Origin of the sequence: Oceanobacillus manasiensis (genome assembly GCF_000724085.1) — a bacterium.
GTDB classification, from domain to species: Bacteria; Bacillota; Bacilli; order Bacillales; family Amphibacillaceae; genus Oceanobacillus_B; species Oceanobacillus_B manasiensis.
Genome location: NZ_CCDL010000003.1, coordinates 261,387 through 285,117, shown reverse-complemented (window position 1 = coordinate 285,117; position 23,731 = coordinate 261,387). Strand labels below are relative to the sequence as shown.

The 23,731-nt window shown below is 37.7% G+C and carries 25 protein-coding genes, 1 other RNA gene and 1 riboswitch; of the genes, 3 read left to right on the top strand and 23 right to left on the bottom strand.

Annotation, left to right across the window (positions count from 1 at the left end; all coding sequences use genetic code 11):
- Positions 1 to 36: 36 nt before the first annotated feature.
- The 4 genes from BN985_RS14990 to BN985_RS14975 all read right to left on the bottom strand — a co-directional run bounded on the left by BN985_RS14990 (position 37) and on the right by BN985_RS14975 (position 2,330).
- Positions 37 to 267: a hypothetical protein gene (locus tag BN985_RS14990; RefSeq protein WP_042224426.1), complete on the bottom strand. Its 231-nt coding sequence runs from the start codon at positions 265 to 267 to the stop codon at positions 37 to 39.
- 120 nt (positions 268 to 387) lie between these two features.
- Positions 388 to 870, bottom strand: a complete 483-nt coding sequence (locus BN985_RS14985; protein WP_042224424.1) for a hypothetical protein — start codon at positions 868 to 870, stop codon at positions 388 to 390.
- Between the two features lie 29 nt (positions 871 to 899).
- The gene (locus BN985_RS14980) at positions 900 to 1,298 is read right to left on the bottom strand and encodes a hypothetical protein (protein ID WP_052360709.1); all 399 of its coding nucleotides are present in this window, start codon (positions 1,296 to 1,298) and stop codon (positions 900 to 902) included.
- A 51-nt stretch (positions 1,299 to 1,349) separates the two neighbouring features.
- Entirely contained in the window at positions 1,350 to 2,330 is a 981-nt protein-coding gene (locus BN985_RS14975) for a phosphotransferase enzyme family protein (RefSeq protein WP_042224423.1), read from the bottom strand.
- Positions 2,331 to 2,479: 149 nt separating this feature from the next.
- Here BN985_RS14975 and BN985_RS14970 point away from each other — a divergent pair, with 149 nt between their 5' ends.
- The gene (locus BN985_RS14970; protein ID WP_042224421.1) at positions 2,480 to 3,427 is read left to right on the top strand and encodes a DMT family transporter; all 948 of its coding nucleotides are present in this window, start codon (positions 2,480 to 2,482) and stop codon (positions 3,425 to 3,427) included.
- 138 nt (positions 3,428 to 3,565) lie between these two features.
- On the opposite strand, the gene BN985_RS14965 is transcribed toward BN985_RS14970, so the two are convergent.
- The 3 genes from BN985_RS14965 to BN985_RS14955 all read right to left on the bottom strand — a co-directional run bounded on the left by BN985_RS14965 (position 3,566) and on the right by BN985_RS14955 (position 6,972).
- Positions 3,566 to 5,002, bottom strand: a complete 1,437-nt coding sequence (locus BN985_RS14965; RefSeq protein ID WP_042224420.1) for a DHA2 family efflux MFS transporter permease subunit — start codon at positions 5,000 to 5,002, stop codon at positions 3,566 to 3,568.
- Positions 5,003 to 5,176: 174 nt separating this feature from the next.
- Complete coding sequence (locus tag BN985_RS14960) at positions 5,177 to 6,385, bottom strand: MFS transporter (RefSeq protein WP_042224419.1); 1,209 nt, start codon at positions 6,383 to 6,385, stop codon at positions 5,177 to 5,179.
- On the bottom strand, positions 6,382 to 6,972 hold the full coding sequence (locus BN985_RS14955) for a non-canonical purine NTP pyrophosphatase (protein WP_042224418.1): 591 nt from the start codon (positions 6,970 to 6,972) through the stop codon (positions 6,382 to 6,384). The genes BN985_RS14960 and BN985_RS14955 overlap by 4 nt, the downstream gene beginning before the upstream one ends.
- A 98-nt stretch (positions 6,973 to 7,070) precedes the next feature.
- On the opposite strand from BN985_RS14955, the gene BN985_RS14950 reads away from it, so the two are divergent.
- Positions 7,071 to 8,828 (top strand): ABC transporter substrate-binding protein, encoded by a 1,758-nt coding sequence (locus BN985_RS14950; RefSeq protein WP_042224417.1) that lies wholly within the window; start codon positions 7,071 to 7,073, stop codon positions 8,826 to 8,828.
- Positions 8,829 to 8,916: 88 nt separating this feature from the next.
- Here BN985_RS14950 and BN985_RS14945 read toward each other — a convergent pair whose 3' ends face one another.
- The 16 genes from BN985_RS14945 to BN985_RS14865 all read right to left on the bottom strand — a co-directional run bounded on the left by BN985_RS14945 (position 8,917) and on the right by BN985_RS14865 (position 22,280).
- The gene (locus tag BN985_RS14945) at positions 8,917 to 10,215 is read right to left on the bottom strand and encodes a nucleobase:cation symporter-2 family protein (RefSeq protein WP_042224416.1); all 1,299 of its coding nucleotides are present in this window, start codon (positions 10,213 to 10,215) and stop codon (positions 8,917 to 8,919) included.
- Positions 10,212 to 10,799 carry a xanthine phosphoribosyltransferase gene (locus BN985_RS14940; protein ID WP_042224415.1) on the bottom strand — a complete coding sequence of 196 codons (588 nt, stop codon included), beginning with the start codon at positions 10,797 to 10,799 and terminating at the stop codon, positions 10,212 to 10,214. The genes BN985_RS14945 and BN985_RS14940 overlap by 4 nt, the downstream gene beginning before the upstream one ends.
- A 131-nt stretch (positions 10,800 to 10,930) precedes the next feature.
- A riboswitch (purine riboswitch) is annotated at positions 10,931 to 11,032 on the bottom strand.
- 85 nt (positions 11,033 to 11,117) lie between these two features.
- Positions 11,118 to 11,489 (bottom strand): VOC family protein, encoded by a 372-nt coding sequence (locus tag BN985_RS14935; protein WP_042224414.1) that lies wholly within the window; start codon positions 11,487 to 11,489, stop codon positions 11,118 to 11,120.
- Between the two features lie 146 nt (positions 11,490 to 11,635).
- Positions 11,636 to 11,822, bottom strand: a non-coding RNA gene (ssrS, locus tag BN985_RS14930) — 6S RNA.
- Between the two features lie 120 nt (positions 11,823 to 11,942).
- Positions 11,943 to 12,191: a hypothetical protein gene (locus BN985_RS14925; RefSeq protein ID WP_042224888.1), complete on the bottom strand. Its 249-nt coding sequence runs from the start codon at positions 12,189 to 12,191 to the stop codon at positions 11,943 to 11,945.
- Between the two features lie 12 nt (positions 12,192 to 12,203).
- Entirely contained in the window at positions 12,204 to 12,344 is a 141-nt protein-coding gene (gene sspL / locus BN985_RS14920) for a small, acid-soluble spore protein L (RefSeq protein ID WP_081779369.1), read from the bottom strand.
- A gap of 133 nt (positions 12,345 to 12,477) precedes the next feature.
- Positions 12,478 to 14,067, bottom strand: coding sequence for a fatty acyl-CoA synthetase (locus BN985_RS14915; protein ID WP_042224413.1), 1,590 nt, complete (start codon positions 14,065 to 14,067; stop codon positions 12,478 to 12,480).
- A 397-nt stretch (positions 14,068 to 14,464) separates the two neighbouring features.
- Positions 14,465 to 15,076 carry a 3'-5' exonuclease gene (locus tag BN985_RS14905; RefSeq protein WP_042224411.1) on the bottom strand — a complete coding sequence of 204 codons (612 nt, stop codon included), beginning with the start codon at positions 15,074 to 15,076 and terminating at the stop codon, positions 14,465 to 14,467.
- 11 nt (positions 15,077 to 15,087) lie between these two features.
- Positions 15,088 to 15,798 (bottom strand): CBS domain-containing protein, encoded by a 711-nt coding sequence (locus BN985_RS14900; RefSeq protein WP_042224410.1) that lies wholly within the window; start codon positions 15,796 to 15,798, stop codon positions 15,088 to 15,090.
- Positions 15,799 to 15,972: 174 nt separating this feature from the next.
- The gene (locus BN985_RS19590; protein WP_408634695.1) at positions 15,973 to 16,287 is read right to left on the bottom strand and encodes a TIGR04104 family putative zinc finger protein; all 315 of its coding nucleotides are present in this window, start codon (positions 16,285 to 16,287) and stop codon (positions 15,973 to 15,975) included.
- Positions 16,268 to 16,942: an HAD family hydrolase gene (locus tag BN985_RS14890; RefSeq protein WP_042224409.1), complete on the bottom strand. Its 675-nt coding sequence runs from the start codon at positions 16,940 to 16,942 to the stop codon at positions 16,268 to 16,270. The genes BN985_RS19590 and BN985_RS14890 overlap by 20 nt, the downstream gene beginning before the upstream one ends.
- Before the next feature lie 76 nt (positions 16,943 to 17,018).
- Positions 17,019 to 17,723 (bottom strand): Type 1 glutamine amidotransferase-like domain-containing protein, encoded by a 705-nt coding sequence (locus tag BN985_RS14885; protein WP_042224408.1) that lies wholly within the window; start codon positions 17,721 to 17,723, stop codon positions 17,019 to 17,021.
- A gap of 28 nt (positions 17,724 to 17,751) precedes the next feature.
- Positions 17,752 to 18,279 (bottom strand): helicase, encoded by a 528-nt coding sequence (locus tag BN985_RS14880; RefSeq protein ID WP_176463548.1) that lies wholly within the window; start codon positions 18,277 to 18,279, stop codon positions 17,752 to 17,754.
- 158 nt (positions 18,280 to 18,437) lie between these two features.
- Positions 18,438 to 19,355 carry an aldo/keto reductase gene (locus BN985_RS14875; protein WP_042224406.1) on the bottom strand — a complete coding sequence of 306 codons (918 nt, stop codon included), beginning with the start codon at positions 19,353 to 19,355 and terminating at the stop codon, positions 18,438 to 18,440.
- 203 nt (positions 19,356 to 19,558) lie between these two features.
- Complete coding sequence (locus BN985_RS14870; RefSeq protein WP_042224404.1) at positions 19,559 to 20,626, bottom strand: YkvI family membrane protein; 1,068 nt, start codon at positions 20,624 to 20,626, stop codon at positions 19,559 to 19,561.
- Between the two features lie 214 nt (positions 20,627 to 20,840).
- Entirely contained in the window at positions 20,841 to 22,280 is a 1,440-nt protein-coding gene (locus BN985_RS14865) for a carbon starvation CstA family protein (protein WP_042224402.1), read from the bottom strand.
- A 289-nt stretch (positions 22,281 to 22,569) separates the two neighbouring features.
- On the opposite strand from BN985_RS14865, the gene BN985_RS14860 reads away from it, so the two are divergent.
- The gene (locus BN985_RS14860) at positions 22,570 to 23,715 is read left to right on the top strand and encodes a pyridoxal-phosphate-dependent aminotransferase family protein (RefSeq protein WP_042224400.1); all 1,146 of its coding nucleotides are present in this window, start codon (positions 22,570 to 22,572) and stop codon (positions 23,713 to 23,715) included.
- Positions 23,716 to 23,731: the final 16 nt, after the last annotated feature.

Here is a 23,731-nt window from a genome sequence, read left to right as displayed (position 1 = left end):
AAACGGCCCTGCACTTGGAAGTGTTCAGGGCCGTTTTTAAACAAACAATCCTATAATAACAATGAGTACAAGAATAATAATACCTAAAGCACGCGGGACTTTCTTGTTAAATAAACTTATTTTTTCTAGCCCGTAAACGATAGCGACTATCAAAATTCCTACAATAAGATATGCTGAGATTGTGCTTATGTACATATCTAGAAATGGCGCACCATACAGTAACATTTCATAAAGTACGATAAAAGTAAGTATTGTTTTCCATTTCATATACCTATTTAAACTCCTTCTGCACTATTGACTTACGCCATATACTTCGTTCAACCTATCATTTTTCAAGGGTTGTTCTACTTTTTAAACAGAAGAAAGACTTACAAAAAAACTATTTGTCTAGGAAATACTATTCTCATCTGCATGATAAAGTTCAATTCGTTCTTGAAGATCTTTCTTTTTCTTAAAATCATGCCATTTCAGCACAAGATATACCTCTTTAATATCCTTTAAGGTTATCGGGTTCCCCTGTTGGTCTAAATAGCTACTCCCTTTAATCTTTCCAGTATTTTCTACAGCAATGTTAATCGTTTTACCTGAACGGTCCACCTTTTGAATAATTTGATCAACGTTTCCAATCACAGCACGCACCTCTACATCAAAGGAATTCGTCATAAAGCTATCTTCGTTTTTCATATCTAGAAATCCGTTTCCAGCGGAAAATGAGTCTTCTGTTAGTTCGATTTCATACCCTTTAACTCTCCAATGCTGGCTTTCACCCATTAATGATAAATAATAATCTTTTAAGTTTGTATTATCATCCATACACCCAGAAATAACGAAAAGAAAAGGAAGTATAAATATAAACTTTAGCTTCCGCATTCCTTTCCCCCTTTCTAATTTTTCTTTCTCTATTCACCACGTTGCTTTCTTAATTTTGCCCAGAACCTTGAATCTCTTAACTTGTTCCAAAACATTAAACTATATTTCTTAATCGTTTTTCCAAAATGAGCCCATATAAATAAAATAATCCAGCAAATTAAATAAACATTACTTAATAAAAGAATAAAAGCAGCAATGTGGCCAGAACCAACCTGGTGAAACAAATGGCTTAACTCATTGCTCCCACTAGGACGCTCTACTGTATACAAGAAGGAAAATAACGGCGCGCCGATAGACAAAATGATTGTCAGATAAGCAAATGGGATTAGCTTATCTTTTACATTACTAATGATAGCTGTTATAAGTGCTAAACTAATAAAAATAATATATATAATCGAAAAACTATTGGGAAGTGTCTCCACCTTCATCCACACCTTCCTGCTGCACTAATCTATGTTCTAAATTAGTAATGATTTCATTTACTCGTCTTGCGAAATTCTCATTCTATCGGTCTTAAGCTGTAAAATAAACAGCTCTAGAGATTTTTTATTAATCCAATTAGTTCCCCAAACATCTCTGTTTTGCAGCATTGTACCAAGCAACCAAATTCTTCTTACCATTATAAAAAGTGGCAATGACTTCATATTTTCCTTGCTCAACGTATATTCCTGCTCATAGCCTTGCAAAAAAGTTTCCCAGCACTCCTCTTCCTGTTGCTCATAATTATGAAGTAAGTTCCACCAGGAAACCGCTACATCGTAAGCTCGGTAACCCATTGCACAGCTGTCAAAATCAAAGATTTGTAGTGCTCCGTTATGTATATGCATATTACGGTTATGGAAATCACCATGACAGAGACCTATTTCTAACTCCATTGTTTCTAATTCTTCCTTAATATACGTTACTGTTTCTGTTAATACCTCGACTGCCTCATTCCCCAATTGCCGTTGTAAAATTGGTTGAATAAAGCTTACAGGCTCATCAAGCAGATATGTTAGATTAAGTAAAAATTCACGTTCATGCTCACTTGTAAATCCATTCGATAATCGGTGGAGTCTGCCTAACGATTTCCCAATAAGATACGTATTTTCAGGATTCACAACTGGGCGTTCTCCTTCAGCATAGTCAAATAAAACCCCATATCGTTCTCCTTCAGGAGCCATCATTTTATCTAGGTATGACCCGTTTCTCCCTTTTATAAGCTCTACTGCCTCATATCCATGATTCGTTAAGTGTAAGATGGCTTCCAATTCAAATTTAATAGCAGCCTCACTTCTCCATCCTTGACGATATACGCGAAATGCATAGCAGGCTTCCTTGCCCATTATTTTATATGTATCATTAAGTCCTCTAGTTAAAAATTGAGCGTCTAGGATTTCTTCTTCCACTTTATCTTTTATATAGTTCAATACACTGCTTTCCTGAATTAAACTATGTTTCACATCAATTTTTATGTCCATTTCCCTGTCCACCTTACTATTTTAATTCCCATTAGTATAAATTCTTCATATTTTTCCAATTTCCTGCTTTCATATTTTTCATTTTTTCCAAAACACACCATGCTAAGTATGTAACCTTTTGTTATGATAATGAGAAAGAGGTGATGAGAATGAAAGCAATTATTATAGGTATCCTATCAGCATTGTTCTTTTCTGTAACGTTTATTTTAAATCGCTCTATGGAGCTTGACGGAGGAAGCTGGGCATGGAGCGCTTCTTTACGGTTCATATTTATGCTGCCACTCTTACTTATTATAGTAGGCTATCAACGTAATGTGAAACCCGTTATAAAACATATTATTAAAAATCCACTTCCATGGTTTCTCTGGAGTACTGTGGGTTTTGGGCTCTTTTACGCTCCACTAACCTTTGCCACCATTTATGGACCAGGTTGGCTTGTTGCTGCTACGTTCCAACTAACGATTATTGCCGGCTCTCTTCTCGTGCCAATACTTAATAAAAATATGAAACAAAAAATTCCAATGCAGTCTGTTCTTATTTCTTTCATTATACTTAGTGGTGTATTTGTCATGCAATTAGAACATGCAACAGTTGTACCAATGTCCAGTGTGCTTTTATGTGTACTCCCTCTTATCCTATCAGCATTTGCCTATCCATTAGGAAACCGGAAAATGATGGAGCATGTGAATGGACAGCTCAACACCTTTCAGCGAATTCTAGGGATGACGATCATGTCCATGCCATTTTGGGTCCTTATAGCTATGTATGGCTTCGCGACACATGGCGCCCCTGAAATGACACAAATAACGCAAACATTCATTGTTGCCGTCTTTTCGGGAGTAATTGCCACGGTACTGTTTTTCTATGCCACCGAGCTTGTAAGAAATGACAATGAAAAACTGGCAGGTGTTGAGGCTACACAATCAGGAGAAGTAGTCTTTGCATTATTTGGCGAAATGCTATTACTGAACGCTGTATTACCAAGTATGCTATCATTCGTAGGGATCTTCCTTGTGATCATCGGCATGTTGCTACATAGCCTCGTAACGGTAATCGGAAATCGGAGAAAACATCAAATACTAGAGAAGGCCCAATGAATACTCCCGCCACTTAGCAAGCTTGAAGCGGGGGTACTCTGGACGGATTTGATAGAGTGAAGTTTTATTTGGCTAAAGGACCTACTGCCAGTTAAGAAGAAAAAAAGCATAAAGGGAACTCCACGAGGGAGTGACCCTTTATGCTTTTTCTGATTGCTGTTGCTTTACTAATTCTCTATCTTCAGAAGGTGTGGTTCCTTTGATAAAGAAAGCCATCACTAACGCAATAATAGAAATAGCAGTCGTGACATAGAATGCAATATTGACTCCCTGCACCATCTCACTTGCTGTTGAAGCATCAACTGTTGATGCTGTCATAACCGTAATTAAGATTGCCGTCCCAATCGATGCTGCTACCTGCCGCATCGTGTTCGTCATTGCAGAACCGTGGGGAATTAATCGATCTGGTAAACGATTAAGCCCAGCCGTAGTAGCTGGCATCATAATCATGGATACACCTAGCATTCTGATGGCAAAAACAGTAGTTATATAAGTCAACGTTGTTTCCGGTGTTAACATTGTGTACAGGAAGGAGGTAACCGTTAATAAAGTAAGACCAATAATAACCAAGTACCTTGCACCAAACTTATCGAAGATTCTCCCATTAATTGGTGACATGAATCCCATAATCAACGCCCCAGGTAAAATCATCATTCCTGACTCTAAAGCTGAAAAACCTGCCATATTCTGCATGTAGATCGGTAAAATAGTTTCCGCGCCAATCAACCCGATGAACGCAATCATACCAATAATCGTCGTTATGGTAAAGATTTTATCCTGGAAGACACGGAACTCCAAAATTGGTTGTGCCAACTTGAATTGTCTAAGAATAAAGGTAGTTAACGATATTGCCCCTATGGTGATGGCAGATATAACATATATGTTAGACCATCCATAGTCACCAGCACTACTGAACCCGTATAGCAAACCACCGAAACCTAATGTCGAAAGAATTATTGAGCTTATATCAACTTTTGGATAGGTACGTTTTGTAATATTTCGCATAACAAAATATGCAATAATGACATCAATAATAGCAAGTGGCAAAATAATATAAAATAAGGCTCTCCATGGATAATGTTCCACAAGCCAACCAGAAGCAACAGGGCCAAGTGCTGGCGCGAACGCAATGACAAGCCCAACGGTACCCATTGCTGAACCTCTTTTTTCAACCGGGAAAATTAATAAAAAGATCGTCATCATTAATGGCATCATAATTCCAGCTCCAGCAGCCTGAATTACTCTTCCCACCATCAATATGGCAAAATTGGGTGAAACAGCACATATTAATGTTCCTACCACAAAGGTAATCATCGCAGTAAGAAATAACTTTCTCGTGGTAAATGTTTCAATTAAAAATGCAGTAATAGGGATCATAATTCCGTTAACTAGCATAAATATAGTCGTTACCCATTGTGCTGTATTCTCGGTAAGGTTTAAATCTTCCATTATATGTGGAATTACAGTTGCTAACAAAGTCTGGTTTAATATAGCCAAAAATGCGCCACCTATTAAAACAGCGACAATTGGGAGCTTATTAATTTTCTGTACATCTTTTATTTCTTCCGTTCTCAATCTCTCATCTCCTAATACGCTCCCTAGAATTTACACACAGCGTATTAGTGAATTATATGGAAGTTAGGCTGGATAGTCAATTTATAAAATCAAAGATTAAAGTTAGCGATAGTTAACGATTCGGTAATCTCTTTCCTATAGGTAAGAAGTTTCGTTAGATGGTAACCTATCATATCAGCTGACAGATACCTCATCATCTCTTCTTAAATAAACCAACCAAGATACTCCCAAAAGGACAAGTAAGGCGCCTGACACATAATAGATAAAGGCAATACCATATAGATCAATTACTGTAAATGCTAATAATGGTCCCATAGCCGCCCCGACATCAACCACTATTGTATGTGCTGTCATTACCTTAACCTTATTAGTTTGGGCTGCCGCACTTGTTGCTAGTGTGTCTGTTGTTGTCACAAAAATGGTAGAAAGAATTTGAAAGATGACTAGACTAATAACCAGAAACTCGATTGTTTGTACATTGACTAGAACATAAAAAATTATTCCTCCAATAAATAGTGGAATGAATAGAATACTTGCTGGTGACTTACGTTTGTCTAAAATCCTTCCAATTACTGGAGCAATAAAAGGGTCCCAGCCCCAGCGTATCGCTTGAATAATACCTGCTAGAGTCGCTGCACCGATTGTGAACTGCGCAAATCCCCATTCGTTATCGTACATTCCTTCAATTAATGTGCTCAATGTGGAGGAAAACAGGCCAAACACAATAAATCCCATGACTGTTCCTGTTAGAAGGACAATTCCAACATGCCCAGTAAGCCATTTTTCTCGTTGCTTATGGTCCAGTTCGTTTAATTTCTTTTTCTTTTTCGAGAGAGGGACAAAGTAAAAGACAGCCGGCAGAGCTGCTAAGCCCGCAATGGCAAATAGCATCGTTACAAATGAAACAGATGTTTGATCAACCAATATACCACCTGCAAGCATTCCAACTAAACCGCCTAAACCCCAAAGTCCATTATAAAGACCGACAAAATTCCCTCTATTACGGTCTGTCGTTACGTCAATGACTGTCAAAAATCCACCCAGCCGGAGTAACGACCAAGCAATCCCCCACAGAATACGCATCAATAGTAATAGCCAAAATGTTTTAAAGAAGCCATATCCAGCTGTTGTAACGATTGCAATGATCAAAGCTATTAAGACACCCGTCCGAAGCTGAAATCGCTGATAAAACATGCCGACCAGTGGATTAATTGGTAATCGAATAAACCTATTAATAGAGAGTAAAAGACCAATTTGCCATATTGAGGTTAACCCAAAGTCTTGCCAATAAACGGGCAACACAATAAACAACATGGAATCTCCTAATAATGCCACCGCTGTAATGAGGGCCACTGCTACTACCTTCTTTTTCGCCATGTTCATCCTGTAGCCCTTCCTAACCATTCTAGAATGTGTTGCTTTGCTTGGAATAAAGCAATCTGCCGATGGTCAAATGGTGTGGTGTTTTGAGATACATGCTCTGATAAGGTTTTTTCATTGCTTAATAAGAAGATATCTCCATATCCTTTTAAACTAGATCGTACGCTCTCCCTAATCCAGCCCTTCATTGAACCTTGGCTATACAGCACTTCTCCATCTGGAAATGCCACCGCTACCACACTTTCAAACGCTGCTGTTCGATTGCTAAGTGAAACCCCAGCTAATTTTTGTATCAGTATGCGGGCGCGATCTGCATCATTCCCTGGAGCAAAACGAGCTGTTTTAACTCCTGGAAACCCTTCTAGGCTGTCTACGATTAAACCTGAATCCTCCCCAACTATAATGTCATTTGGGAAATTGCTTTTTATTGCTTCAGTTTTCAATTGTGCATTTCCCGTAAATGTAGGTGCTGTTTCCTCCACATCTCCCACGTTGTTTGGTAATGCAATTATTTTTAAAGGAATGGATTTAAAAGCTTTCTGAATTTGTTCTAATTTTGCTTCATTCCATGTTGCGACAACAATTTTCATTCCTATCAACCTCCTCCTCTCATTGTATCTTCTGAAAAGAGGAAAAAAAGTGTATACTTAATCTAACTATTTTCCCCTTTTATCGGAGGTACCTTAAATTGAAACTATTAGGACACTATGAAGTGCTGAGTCGTAGTCTAGATAACATCGACGAGGAAGTATTTATAACCGTTGAAGAAATAGCCCGAATTCTATCATGCTCTTATCGAAATGCAAAGATCATCATTAAACATTTACAAGAGAAGAATTGGATTGAATGGAAACCTGGTAAAGGAAGAGGCAATTACTCCACATTAAAGCTTTTACAAAATATTGATATACTTGTAATGGAACAGGTAAAAGCAAGCATGACGCCCCACTCCATTGACGAATCATTGAAATTACTAAATAAATTTCAGGTAAAGCACTCACTGCAACGTGAATTTATTGATTGGGTTTTTCATTCCTATCTTAGCGAGCAGCGAGATCTGGCATCTGATCGTTTTTCCAGACTTCATTTTCCCTCGTATCGCTCTCTACCAATATTAGATCCAGCATTCGTATGTCGACGTTCAGAAAACCATATTATGCGTCATATATTTAGCCAGCTTGTCCAATTTAACGAGAACACCAACAGCTTCCTCCCTCATTTAGCTCATTTTTGGGAGCATAACCAAGATCACACGAAATGGGTTTTTTACTTACAAAAAGGGGTTCGATTTCATCATGGAAAAGAGATGACAGCAGAAGATGTTTGCTATAGCTTCAGGCGACATAAAAAAACTTCAGCCTACAGCTGGATGGTGGAAGATTTAGAAAAGATAACAGTCCATCAATCCTACAAGGTTGAATTTCTGTTTCAAAAACCATGTCCTTACTTCTTACATCTGGCAGCATCACTAGGTGGAAGTATTCTCCCAAAAGACACCTCTAGTAGTTCAGCTACTCCTATTGGGACAGGACCTTATAGGATAAGCAATAATACCGAGGAAACATTAACTCTAACTGTTTTTCATGACTATTTTCTGAGACGTCCTTTTTTAGAAGAGATTTGTATTTATTTCTTTCCACAGCTTTACGATAATACGGATGCTATAGATAGCCTTTCCAATAACTTTGAGATGAATTTCTATCATTACCCCTACCTCGGAAGACAGATACATCATTTCGATAAATACACTGTATTGGACAAGGGGAGTAAACTCCTTACTTTAAATAGAAAAAAGGGAATTTTAGCTAAGGACTTCCAACTTAGAAAGGCAATTTTCCATTTTATTTCACCTGACAGGATGATAAAAGAATTAGGTGGTACACGATATAAAAAAGCGTCTCATCTACTAGAAAAATACGAACTAGAAGAACCTTGTCATTTTACGGAAACTGGTAGAGAATCTCTTGCTAAAAGTAATTACAATGGAGAAATCCTTTTATTAGGAAGTTATAATGGAGCGGGAAATGAAGCAGATGCGAAATGGATAAGGAAGGAATTATTAAAAGAAGGAATTCATGTAGCCATTAGATTTTATACATATGATCAATTTCAATCCCTCTCACTGGAGGAAGTAGATCTTTTATTAGGTGAACAGCTAAGCTATGAGAGTGATTTGTATACATACCTTTCTGCCTTCAAAGGAGGTCATAACCTTTTACCATACCATCTACCTCCCACCGTAAAGGAGATACAAACTGTAAATGATAGTGAAGGAGATGTCCTTTCCGATTTAAGAGGTATGGAGAATAATTTAATGAAAGAAAATCAGCATATTCCCCTGTACCGAATTATTCAGTCTGCATTTTTCCCTAGCTACGTGAAAGGTGTTCACTTTAATTCCTTAGGATGGATCGATTTCACCAAAATATGGTATAAAGATACGTAAAGTGTATAAGCGAAGGTGCACACATTATATTTTTTAAAAGAAAAAGGTAGGCAGTACGTTAATCGTACAAGCCTACCTTCTTTTATTTTTATGCACTTTCTTCTACTAAACTGCTTGTAGACTCAATGGTCGTTTTTCTTTTAGGAATCATATTAAACACAATGTTTAGTACAATCGCTGTAACACTCCCGGCTACAATACCATTACTTGTTAAAATCTGTACACTGTTTGGAAGCTGTGCAAATAATTCAGGTACGACTGTCACTCCGAGTCCCATCCCAACAGAACATGCAATAATCATCGAATTCTCTGGAGAACTAGTTAGAACACTACCTAGCATTTTGATTCCTTGAGCGATCACCATACCAAACATCGCAATCATAGCTCCTCCCAGAACAGATGTAGGAATAACAGTAGTTAAAGCAGCAATTTTTGGCACTAGTCCGAGTGTTACTAGCATAATACCCGCTGCCATAATAACTCGGATTGATTTTACACCAGTCATCTGGATTAAACCTACATTTTGGGAGAATGCTGTGTAAGGAAATGCGTTAAAGAAACCGCCAAGTAGTATTGCAAGACCTTCTGCACGATACCCCTTTGTTAAATCTTTTTCCTTTAACTTTCGTTCCGTTATATCACCAAGCGCAAAATAGACGCCAGTTGACTCGACTAAGGAAACGATCGCTACTAATACCATTGTCAAAATTGCTGACCATTCAAAGGTTGGAGTACCAAAGTAGAATGGTTGCACGATATGGAAGTAGGATGCTTCCGTTACAGCATCGAAGCTGACTTTACCCATAAAAGAAGCAACGACAGTTCCAATGACTAATCCTATAAGTATAGAGATAGAACGTAAAAATCCACTAGAGAATCGATACATCAGAATGATAAAAATTAATGTTCCAAAAGCCAAAGATATGTTAGTAAGGGAGCCAAAATCACTTGCTCCTTCTCCTCCGCCCATATTATTAATTGCTACAGGTATAAGTGTAATCCCGATAATTGTCACTACAGTACCTGTTACAACAGGTGGGAAGAAACGCACCATTTTTCCGAAGAACCCACTAATAAGAATAACGACAAGTCCAGATACAAGGATTGCTCCATAAATGGCTGAAATTCCAAATTCCCCACCGATAGCGATCATTGGGCCAACTGCTGTAAATGTACAACCGAGAACAACAGGTAAGCCAATACCGAAAAAGCGATTATTAACAAGTTGCAGAATGGTTGCTACCCCACACATAAATATATCAATTGCCACAAGATATGTTAATTGCTCTGAGGTTAAGCCTAGCGCATCCCCTACGATAAGTGGTACTAAAATTGCTCCTGCATACATCGCTAAGACATGCTGTATTCCAAGTGCTGCTGTTTTCATTTTTTTGCCTCCTCTTTACGAAATGTAACTTTCCCATCTGCTAGCGAATCTATAATTGCGAGTGATTCCACTCGAATATTTTTATCACGTACCATTTTCCCACCGTCTTGAAATCCTTTTTCAATTACGATGCCAACACCAGCAAGCGCTGCGCCTGACTGCTCAATAATGTCCATTAAGCCAAGAACCGCTTGTCCATTTGCTAAAAAGTCATCAATAACCAGGACAACATCATCCCGCTTTATATAATCACTTGAAATGGAGATTTCATTTGTTTCTTTTTTTGTAAAAGAATGCACCTCTGCTGAATATAAATTATTAAGTAAGGTTAGGGATTTGCGCTTTCTCGCGAATACTACTGGAACACCCATAGTAAGCCCAGCCATCACAGAAGGAGCAATTCCGGAAGATTCCAATGTCAATATTTTGGTAACACCTGCGTCTGCAAAACGTGCTGCAAACTCCTCTCCCATTTCCTTCATTAGTTTTGGATCAATTTGGTGGTTTAGAAAGGAATCTACTTTTAGAACCGTTTCTGATAAAACCTTACCTTCATTTAAAATTGTGCTTTCTAGACTCTTCAAGGTGCCTCTTCCTCTCTTTGAATAATAAAAAAGCTTGAAGGATGCGACTAACTCACACTATGAGTTGCGCATCCTTCAAGCTTTATCATTTGAAAGAAAACGAAAAAATTATACCACATTATAGGCATAATCCTTTCATTTATTACACTCATAGTCGGTTCATTTACGGTAAACCGGTAGAAACTTGTGGGCCATATTCCCACTATTATATGAATAATATTAAATTAGAATGGTATTAGTATAGCATGTCAAAGTAGAGTTGCAACCCTATCTAGAAATAAAAAAAACTTTCAAAACATTTCGTTTTCGAATGATTAGCTAATCCAACCATTCAAGAAATTCTATACGATTCCCATATGGATCCTCAACATAAAACCTGATTGCTCCAGGTAATTTGTCATCAACTTTAAAGCTAATTCCATACATTATAAGATGTTGTTTTAGCGCATCCAGATTTAAAATATGTATAGCAGGATGTGCTTTTTTCGCAGGTATAAAAGCCTTCTCTGTTCCGATATGGATATGTACGTTACCAGCCTGAAACCAGACACCACCGTTTGGTTTCAAGGCCACTGGCTTTTCAACCTCTTCAAAACCTAGAATCCCCACGTAAAAATCTCTTGCCTGCTGTTCCGAACCAATTGGTGCCGCTAACTGGATATGATCAATTTCTTTAAAATGATACGTCATTTCTATCCCCCCTTAACACTAGTTTAATGCCTTAGAAACAGGAAGGATAATACCTAATTATTATCAATCAAGAAAAGATACACTTATCACATCAACACGTAAAAGGATCGGTCCCATAAGGAACCGATCCTGGTTAATTGTATAAGTTACAGGCCACAATTGCCGTATTGAGTATAAAAAGTTTTAAACCACCACTTCACCAAGTGGGTGTTTGCAGAAACCATTCTGTCTTCCGCTACACTATGGCGGCACGACATTATTGTTTCGATGTAAAACTCCCTATTATTTCATTAGAGGTTAAAACTTAATTAAATACGAACATCGTAGCTTGTATAAATATAGTATACCTTTCAAGCTTATTTATCAATGGTAAAATAATCCTATTTCACGCCAAGACTAACAAAAAAGTATATGTGTAGTCCTACGACTTAGCTAACACTTTGGAATTTTTTATTAAAAAAGCAGTTCATATACCTCTGTCAATTCTTTTACACGTTGATCATATTGAACGTTTTTAGCATAGTCCAATTCATTTTCCAGCACATCATGAAGATATGTCATTTCTTCGGCATCCAGGTCTTTTACAAATTCTCCTTCACCTGCATAAGACTTTGATTGTAGTTTGTTTATAATGTGCTGACACATCTCATTTTCCTGGTAATTTGACAGTGATTCTCTGAGGTAATCCAATGTATGGTCGATCATGCTCACCTCTTATATTTTTGAATTTTTCTTTTTGGCACGCTGCTCTAGCTGAGACTTTGGCTGGTGATCAACAGTGTCCTCTGTTTGCCCTTGTGGGTTAACACTTGTTGTAACACGCCGTTTACTCCAGCTGTCCTTTTTCTCACTCATCTCAACACCTCCTAACGATAGTTTTTTCAAATTCCAGCTATCTATTCTTTGTTATGTTGATTTCTCATGGTTGCTTATTATAAAACAAACGAGAAAAAAGGAGTACCGTCAAAGGACGATGCTCCTGAATTTGTTACATTTTTCCGTATCGATCTCTTAATGCTCTTTTTAATACTTTTCCACTTGGGTTCTTTGGTAGGACATCAGTAAACTCCACTTGCTTCGGTACTTTAAAAGTAGACAAGCGCTCCTTGCAAAATGCCATGACCTCTATTTCAGAAAGGTCAGCATCTTTTTTCGGTACAATTATAGCTGTCACAGCCTCTATCCAATAAGGATCGGGAATGCTTATTACCGCAACCTCGGAAACGCCTTCTAACTGATAAATAGTCTCCTCAACCTCCCTGCTGGAGACATTTACTCCACCCGTATTAATCATATCCTTTTTACGGTCAATGATTGTAATATATCCTTCCTCATCCATAGTGCCAAGATCTCCACTATGAAACCAGCCATCCTGAAATGCTTCAGCTGTCTTATCCGGATCATGTAAATAACCTATCATGGCATGTGGGGTGCGATGGGCAATTTCTCCTATCTCTCCTCTGGCTACTTCTACCCCGTTCTCATTCACAATCTTTGTCTGCACATTTAAGGTTGGCTTCCCTGCTGATCCAAGCTTTCGAAGCTGGTCCTCTGGTTGAAGTGCGGTTGCAAGAGGTGCCACCTCTGTCTGCCCGTAAAAGTTCCAAAACCTTGCATTAGGCAGCCTTTCTGCAAGTTCTTTTAAAATTTCTTTTGGCATAATCGCGGCACCATAGTAACATTTCTCCAATGTTGATAAATCATAGTTATCAAATTCCGGATGTCTAAGTAGCGCAATCCATATGGTCGGTGGACAAAATAACTGTGTTGCTCCCTCTTTTTCAATTGTTTGTAGGAGGCTTTCTGGATCTGCACCACTTAAAATAATCCCACTGGATCCAATATATATACTTGGTCCAAGGAAAACATGTAGCTGGGCACTGTGATAGAGTGGCAATGCATGAATCGCAACATCTTTTTCTTCCATTTTACCATCAAAAATACTACTTACATATTCACTAATAATGCTTTTATGTGTGAGCATTACCCCTTTTGGACGTGATTCTGTGCCGCTCGTATAAAGCACATGGGCAAGATCATCTTCCTCAAGATCAACTTCAATTTGATCTGTTGACTCTCCATCTCTCGCTTTAGCAAGAGGGATCCAGTCAGAGAGTGAAACGTTCTCACTTTCTTGTATGTCCATTAGGTATCTAAATCGGATATTCAATTCTTCAGACGCCTCATCAAGCAATGTCGCATATTCCTCTGAAGCAATTAGTCCCGCTACTTCTGCATGATGTAAAATGTAAGAAACATCATCTCTAGACAGCATGTAATTAATCGGAATCATGACCGCGCCTACTCTTGCCAATGCGAAAATTGCTATTACAAAATCCTGACTGTTTTTTGACATCACAATTATTCGTTCACCTTTTTTAACCCCTGCTTTTATAAAAGCATTTGCCGTCTGATTTACCAAATTATCAAGTTCCGTGTAGGTTATCCAATCTTTTTTGTAAGCGATTGCATTTTTACTCGGCATGCGCTCTTTCGTCCGTTCTAGTAGGTCCCCTAACGTATTCCTTCTTGCCCTCTTTAATTGTGACCCAATCTGATCCTTCCCCTTTGTTTCCATTCTCATACCTCCATTTCACCTGCTTCATTACAGAAAATTCTTTCTATTATTTTAATTTAAATAAATAGAGAAAGCAAGTTTATAAATGACTACAAAAACAAGAAAAAAACTCCCTATTCCAATTGGGATAGAGAGTAAGGAAAGTATATCTTATTAGTTAACTCTTTGCATATTTTCTAATTAAAAGAAAGGAAATAATATATAGGAACATCATGAAAATGCTGACTAATAACCCAGCATTATCTATTGAGAAGAAAGAATATTTATTATTTATTGATATATACATGAAAATGAATATATTTATAGGGCTAACAACTATGGCGATGAGCAATATTTGTTTAACTAAGTCTGAGAATTTCAAGCTGACACTCCCCCTTGTCTGGAAAACGAATGCTTTTTAAAAGTAGATTCTTCTTTTACGCTGCGTTCGTTTTGCTTTAGGTGGGTAATAACCACGTTCATAAATTCTGCCTTTGCTCATTTTACAACTATCTAAAAAAGCATCTACCGTATCTGTACTATATTCTTTTAATGCTTCCATAAATATCTTTGCTGCTACACGAGCATCTTCTAAGGCATGATGGTGTTCAAATTTAATAGAATGATGTGCAGCAACGGTGTTCAGCTTATGATTCATTAAATCTGGCCAAACCTTCCTGGAGATATTTGCCGTACATAAATAATCCATTTCTGGATATGGCAGCTGAAAATAATCAAGGGTTTGTCTAATCACACTCATATCAAAGCTTGCGTTGTGTGCGAGAACAATATTGTTGGATAAATATTGATTTAATACAGGCCAGATCTCAGCGAATGTTGGCGCGTCTTCTACGTCTTTTTCAGTAATCCCATGAACGCGCACATTAAATGAACTAAAGGACATGATTGGATTTATCAGACTATAATACTCTTCTAAAATCTCCCTTTCATTTGCTACCACAATTCCTACTGCACATGGACTGTGCCGCTTTTCATTAGCGGTTTCAAAGTCGATGGATACGAATTTCATTCAATTCCCCCTTACTTCTCCTCTTCCTGGGCATGGACGATATCCCAAGGTGTGATAATACCAATTAATTTTTCTTCCGAAGCACCACTTTTTGTAATTAGTAATGCTTCCAGTCGACTTCCTTCTCCGATGTTACCTCTGAAATATTCCAAAGCATCATTTTGCGTTGTATCCTGACTAATAAATTGATAGTTATCAATCGTTTGAAATGTTAATACCTCTTGAAGCTTCGTTTCCTTCATAACGGAATGACTAGCATTCAGATTTTCAGCAAGCCATCTTGTAATACCTTTTTGCGTTAGAAGTCCCTTAAATACACTTTCCTTATAAATAGGAAACTTGGAAATCCCTTTTTCGCGTATGACAGCCAACAGTTTATCAAGTGGATCGTTCTCCTTAAATGTATATACGGCACGTGAAAAAGCTGGCATCACTTTTAGCGGCTCAGAAAATGCCTTTTCAATCAACTCAATTCTTTCAACGACAGAGTCATGAGGCTCTGCAATTGCATGTGTCATGTCGACCTTGTTATGAACAATTGCATTACGCAATTCTGCATATTCGAGTAGATCCTCGCTATATCTTCTAACAACAGTATTTGAATTGCTAAGAATTCTCACTGATCTAGAAAACCCAATATCCTTCCGATATATCATTAAGGCTTTTATCTCTTTTTCTACCCGATTAAACGTTGCTAAAAATTTCTCTGAATTCTTATACACAACATCGCTCCTATATAAAACGTATATTCCCATTTTAGACCAAAATCTTTAAAGTTAAAAGGAGATGAATTTAAACGAAAAGAAACCACATTTTATTGCGATTCCTTTTCGTTTAAATATAGGATTTAAATAATATTGTTAATTCCTAACTGATAAATAGTGTATTTTCTTCATTCAGGACTCCTTATAACGAACAAAAAAAAGGGCGAATATGGAACCAATAATCAGAATGCAAATGGCTGCACCTAGTGTCAAGAAACTGTTATTAAAAGGGGAAAAGAAATAACCAAAAATCAACATAGGAAGAATAGTTAACGAAACAAAAATGAACCTACCAGAAATTCTTATCTTATGTACTGTCCCGCATTCCTTGCATTTAATAGGTTTATAACTCCACCAGAAAGATTTATAGATTTGCCCCCAATGAAACGATGCATTGCATCTATTGCATTTTTGCAAAAAAACACCTCTATACCTTTTGTAATGCACCCAGTCTTTTAGGCACGATAGCTTGCAGTTCAACTAAATCATCAATAATGAAATCAGCCATTGATAGTTCATCCTCTTGGGTGAAATCAAAATTACATCCGATAGCAACAAAATCATTATCCTTAGCTGCATTAATATCTGAAATTCGATCTCCAACCACTATTCCATTAGCCAAACTGTATTTCTTTTTAATACTTTTAACTAAATCCGATTTATTTAACGAATCAATTCGTTGGATGCTAAAGGTTTCTGTAACCCAATTATCCAAATTATAGTAATTTACAATTGCTTTTAAGTATTCTACCAAACCATTACTTGCTATGTAAATGGAAAAATTATTATCTTTTAAATAACTAAAAACCTTAACTACGTTAGGGTATAAAGCACCCTTTCCTCCTTGGATATTATCCACTAATTTACTAAGAAAATAAGAGTCCGTTTCATCTCTTACCTTCTTGGAATGGTTAGGTAACAAGGTTTCCCAGACTTTCGGTAAAGGCGCACCCATTATTTCTCGGTATTTATCAATAGGAGTATCTGTGTCCCATTTATTTTGTGACCTTAAATATGCAAAAGTCTCATCAAGTGATAATTCTAAAATTCTTTCTGTTTGAAATAGTGTTCCATCCATATCAAAAATTATTGCTTGTGACATCCTTTTTCTCTCCCTGCCCGACAATTTATACTTATCAATGTTATTTCGATATCATTTATCCCTCGTAATTGTTCATCTAACCAAAACGATCACCTAAAAAACTGGTATTTAATTCAATCTCCTTTAAAGACCCGTCTAGATATACATTGTAGGCCTTTGCATTAATTCTTGAACTAACTATTGACTTTAATTCGTTGTCAATATAATGAAGTGCCACACCATCGTCAGCTGCAATACCAGGTTTGGCTTGACCATTGGCTACTTGCTTTTGATAGTAAGGTCTTCTATAAGCTTCCCCATCATAATGAGGGCAATTACTACCTTGCAGAAAACCCAAACATTCTAATGTATCTAGGCCATCTCCATAAGAATCGGTAATCCCTTCTTCAAACCAACAAATGGAACCAGCACTAATACCTGCTAAAACAATTCCATGTTCCCAAGCCTTTTTTAAAATGGTGTCTACTCCCCACTCTTTCCATAAAGCAAGCAAGTTTTTCGTGTTACCACCCCCTACATAAATGATATCTTTCTCTAAAAGAAAGCTCTCTATGTCTCTAGTTTGTGGTTTAAATAATGAGAGGTGTGAAGGTTTACAATTCTGCTTTTCAAAGAAATCGTAAAATCTCGATATGTAGTTATCCGAATCTCCACTAGCGGTTGGGATGAAGCAAATTTCCGGAGTTAACTTTTTTGACTGTTGCATTATATATAAGTCTAACAAAGGATTATCCGGTTCCATTGAAAAACCACCGCCCCCCATGGCTATCGCTTGTCGCATGTACTGCCCCCTTTTTAATTATGTACTATTAGAATGACTTTAGAAAAACAAAGTGATCTTCAGGATTCCACACATGGAGATCATCGGCAACGTAGCCCCGTAGCCATAGGACGCCGTTAATATTTCTAAGATAGAATCCCTTAGGGTATTCATCATCCTCCCGAATAACTTCTGAAGCTATAGTAATAGAACCCGTAGGAGCCTGACCTGGCTGTATATGTTTCCCCTTATAACCTTCAGGTTGATTCAAATAATATAGTCTCAAATAAGGTCCAAGCTCAACTGGACATAATCCCAAACCTAGTTCGCTCACTCTTCCGAAAATCTCCGGCAACGTAGCCCCCTTAGGAAAGCCTAAGTCCATAACAGTTAGTTCAACTGTTTTCACGGTGCACCTTGTATTTGAGGCAGTAAATTTTTCATCCGCTATTAGTATTTCTGCAAACTCATTCATCGAGATAGAATGCTGTTGCAACTTATAGTTAAGTTGGGATTTGGTTAGTCCACCCATCTCTATTGTTCTTGTAATGAATGAACAGTCTGGGAATATCCTCACATACATCACCCCTTATAGAAATGACATGTTGTAATTTCACTTGGGATTTTTAGTTGTCTATTTAGATTGTATCTATTATTGTTAAGGCTATTGTCCTTTTCTAATATATACGATCTACGAAATAGACAGCTAGAAGACCCCTGCTAAGCAGGGATCTTCTATGGTAATACATTCCCAGCTGCTCGATAAATTTCATACCATTCTTCTCTACTCAAAACAAGCTCTGAAGCATCCGCTATGGTAGACAAGCGATCTGTATTCATCGTTCCAACTACTGACTGAATCTTTGCTGGATGGCGAAGAATCCATGCTATTGCGATAGTTGTTTTGGTCACATTATACTTCTCTGCAATGTTTTGCATGACAGTATTGAGCTCAGGAAATTTATCGTTATCTACAAATACTCCTTCAAAGAAGCCATATTGAAAAGGAGACCATGCTTGTATTGTCATATCGTTCACTCTGCTGTAATCAAGTACAGCACCATCTCTGTCAACTCCATTAGGATCCTTTGTATTTACCTGTATTCCTGCATCTACCATCCCAGTATGCATGACACTAAATTGCAGCTGATTTACAATCAAATCCTGTTCCACATATTTCTTCAACAGTTCAATTTGCATTGGACTGTGATTGCTTACTCCAAAATGACGAACTTTTCCGCTTTTCTCCAGTTTCGAAAATGCCTCTGCCACCTCTTCTGGCTCAATTAAGGCATCCGGACGATGAAGTAAAAGTACATCTAGATAGTCAGTTTGAAGACGCTCTAAAATCCCATCCACTGAGGATAGAATGTGGGAGGCTGAAAAATCAAAGAACCCCTTCCGAATACCACATTTTGATTGCAGGATTATTTTTTCACGAACAGATGGGGACATGTCAATTGCTTTTGCAAATATTTCCTCAGACGCACCACCACCATAAATATCTGCATGGTCATAGAAATCTATTCCAAGTTCCATCGCATGATGGAGCACCTGCTTTGCTTTTTCCTCTGTAAGACCACTCATTCTCATACATCCTAACGCAATATTAGAAACCTTCAACGAACTCGTTCCTAGTTGTAGTTTTTTCAATTGTACCCCTCCTCAAATTAGTTCTATTCTAGCATTTCGCTGGAATGGTGGATAGTTAATTGACGAATAATTTTAAATACACTGCCGTTTTAACATTACCATTTGCTTTCTTGGAGTGGAGGCTTATAGCTAGTTAAAGCGGGGTAGAAATAAAAAAAAACGAATTGCTTCTTGTAGCAATTCGTCTTTTTTACTTAAGTATCTTAACTCTCTGAACGAGTCACACCTTTTCTTTTCCAGGTTATCCAGGATACAATAATAGCTATTACAAGGGCAAAGCCAAGATAGCCTGTAAACGGATATAAGGTATTAACAAGCTTGGTAAATCCAACAAAACTTGAGGCAAACGCTAGAATACTTATGATGACAACCATTTTTTTGAATGATGGATTTTCTGGTTTTATAAATCTAGTCGTAAAGGTATAAAGCATACCTACTGCTGTATTAAAAATCATCCCAAGTAGTGCAATTGACATTAGTATTCCCAAAACTGGGGAAAGTTCTGAAGCTAGTAACAGTGTTGGCATGTCTACGGTCAATACGCGATCTATATTGAAAAATAATCCAATATTAATAACGAACAATAAGATACCGAGGCCAACTCCCCCTAGTATTCCACCTCTGGAAATGCTACCTAGTTCCCTTTCAGAGGATCCCATTACAACAAGCATAGAAAAGGCAAGTACAATATTAAAGGAAACATACAATGCAGCACTAACAAACCAGTTAGATGCCGCCGCAGTCTGCGAATCAGAGATCGCACTCATTTGACTAAAACTCAAATCACTACTGGATAGTGAAAATCCGACTATGATAAACATAAGTAGGAATAAATAAGGTGTAATCATACTAATTACAGATATGATTTTTTTAACATTTAAACACAATGTAGCAATCACTAATAGTGTTAAAATAAAATTACCTAAAACAGCTGAAATGCCAAACTGTTGTTCAAAAATGGAACCACTTCCCGCAATCATAATAACCGCAACGCCAAATAAGAAAAAGGTTAAGATAATATCTACAAAAAACCCTATATACTTACCACATATTTTATAAATGACGACTTTATGGGATGTTGTTTGCATATGCTGACCAAGCTGTAAAATGTGCATTCCCAAAAAAGCAAAAAGAATTGTTGCGATGACTGTTCCAGCAAGCCCGTACCAACCGAAAGCAGTGAAAAACTGTAAAACTTCTTGTCCTGAAGCAAAACCAGCGCCTACAATGACTCCGATATATGCTCCAGCAATTTGTAAGGTTTTTTTCATAAGTTGTCCTTCCCTTTCTAAGCTGTACCACCCTATTATATTTCCAAGACGAAGCTAATTTTATCACTCAAATCAAGTTTTAGAAAATTTTACGAAGTTTTATATAAAATTTATACCTTGCACGTTAAAAACCATGAACCTTTCGTTTGGTCCATGGTTTTTATTCTCCATGCAGACAGACAATTAATTTTTATTAAGCACTCTCTAATTAGCTTTAGCTCGCATAAGCTGTTCTAATGTCTTTTGTTGCCTTTTGCCTTTTAAGCTTCATAATGAACCAAACAAATACAGCTAACCAGATTACCCCTCCGATAATCATAGACAGGACGTAATCCATTTGGAATCCTTCAGGGGCATAGAAAATATAGGTGCTAACAACCCCTGTCATAAAGAGGGCCGGGATACTACAGATCCAATGAAATTTATTGTTTTTCAGCAAGTACATAGCACCAGTCCAAAGCATAAACGTAGCCACTACCTGGTTTGACCACCCTACATAGCGCCACAAGAAGCTATAATCAATTGTAGATAGTAAAAAAGCCGGAATAGCAACAGGAATAACAAGCATCATTACCGATTTCTTTCCTGTCATTTCCCTTTTGGTTATTTGATTAATTAATTCTCCAAGCATCATCCTTGAAGAGCGAAGTGCCGTATCTCCTGTTGTGATAGGTAATATGATGACTCCAAGCACGGCCAAAATCCCACCAAATGTTCCAAGTGTCGAAATACTGATTTCATTGACGACTGCAGATGGACCACCTGCATTTAAAGCTTCCTGGAGTCCAGCTGTGCCATTAAAAAATGCCATTCCTGCAGCAGCCCAAACTAGCGCTATAACGCCTTCGCTAATCATGGCCCCGTAAAAAACTTTTCTACCTTCACTCTCTTTCTTCAACGTTCTAGCGAGTATCGGGCTCTGTGTACTATGAAATCCGGAAATCGCTCCGCAAGATATCGTAACCATAAGTAAAGGCCAGATTGGCAGCTCACCAGGGTGCATGTTTTGCAATGTAAGATTCGGTACAGAGTTATCAAAGAAAAAGATACCGATCCCTATGGCAACCGCCATGAATATTAGAATCCCACCAAATACAGGGTAAATTTTCCCGATTATTTTGTTAACTGGCAGTACAGTCGCCAGTAGAAAGTAAGCAAATACTATAACCAAGCATGCCATAAAGCCGAGTGGTGTTAGCTGGGAGATAAGCTGAGCTGGTGCTGCGGTAAAAGCAGCAGCAACAAGAATCATTAGTAAAATGGATAACAGAGTAATAAATGATTTCGCGTATTTTCCTAAGTACTTTCCAACTATATTTGGAAACTGTGCTCCTCCATTACGAAGTGACAGCATACCTGAGAAATAATCATGAACGGCTCCTGCAAATATAGATCCGACCACAATCCAAATAAATGCAACAGGACCGTAAAGCGCTCCGAGAATTGCACCAAAAATAGGACCGGTTCCAGCGATGTTCAAAAGTTGAATGAGTATTGCTTTCCACCAGCTCATTGGCATGTAATCAAGGCCGTCCTGTTTGGTATATGCTGGTGTGCGTTCTTTATCATTAATGCCAAAAATTCGTTCTACCACCTTACTATAAAAGAAATAACCTACTAGCAGTAACAAAATTGATGCTACAAATGTGACCATCACTGAACCTCCTTCAAAAGAATTTTAAAAGTTATTCTATATCCAAATCTTTTAAAATGCAAGGTATTTTTAGAAAATTACTTTAATATTTTAATTATTTGCGTTTATACATCCTATTTAACGAAATGCATTTTTCCTCCAAGTTAGATCCAACAGTAAATTATTTTTTAAATTGGCTAAATTTATTGACAATCCTTTATGTTCTGCTATGCTGAAAAATATTTACGAAAGATCTTTTTAAAAATGGAACCTATTGTTCGGATTTCAGGAAATTGAAGGGAGACAGAAAATGCTAGCAGACCAGCAATTTTTAAGAATACCTGGACCAAGTCCGATTCCACCAAGTGTACACCTTGCAATGGGAAATACAATGATTGGACATCGAGACGTGGAAGCTAAATCACTTATAGAACAACTTCGACCTAGGCTTAAACCGATCTTTGGCACTAAAGAGGAGGTTCTTATTCTTACTGGAAGTGGGACAGCAGCACTTGAAATGGCAGTAGTTAATGCAGTTGAGCCGGGTGATGAAGTATTAATTCTTGTTACTGGGTCCTTCGGAGATCGCTTCGCTAAAATCTGTCAGGCATATGGCATAAATGTTCATCGTTTGGACATGGCATGGGGAGAAGCAATTGATACGAGGATTGTTGAGACATATTTACAACAAAACCCCACATTGAAAGCGGTCTTCGCCACCTATTGTGAAACTTCTACAGGTGTGCTCAATCCAGTAAAAGAGCTTGCAAATGTCGTGCGTCATCATTCTGAAGCATTATTTATTGTGGATGGGGTGTCCTGCGTTGGTGCTGTACCCGTTCAGATGGACAATTGGGGTATCGACATCCTGGTTACTGGGTCACAAAAAGCCTTCATGCTTCCAGCAGGATTAGCTTTTGCAGCTGCTAGTGCACGTGCTTGGAAACGTATTGAAGAAAATAACACACCACGTTTTTATCTAGATATGAAAAAATATCGTGACAATATTAACAACAACACGACTCCTTTCACACCAGCGTTATCTCTCTTGTTTGGACTTAAACAAGTGCTACAGCTTTTAGAAAAAGAGGGATTGGAAAATGTTTTTGCAAGACATAAGCTTATGATGCAAATGACCAGATCAGCTTTTAAAGCTCATCATATCAATCTTCTGACCACAGATGAGTCTGCATCCCCTACCGTAACAGCAGTAAAACCGACAGATTTTCAAGTAGAAGAATTGAGAAAAACATTAAAAAATGAGTTCCATTTAAGCATAGCCGGTGGGCAGCAGCAACTAAAAGGAAAAATTTTTCGTATTGGACATATGGGCTATTGTTCACCTGCAGATGTTTTACAGACGATTAGTATAATCGAAATGGCTCTTATACGAATTGGTAAACCACTCGAGCTTGGAAAAGGCGTAGAAGCTGCGCAAAAAACGTATTTATCATAATCTACCTTGGAGGTGC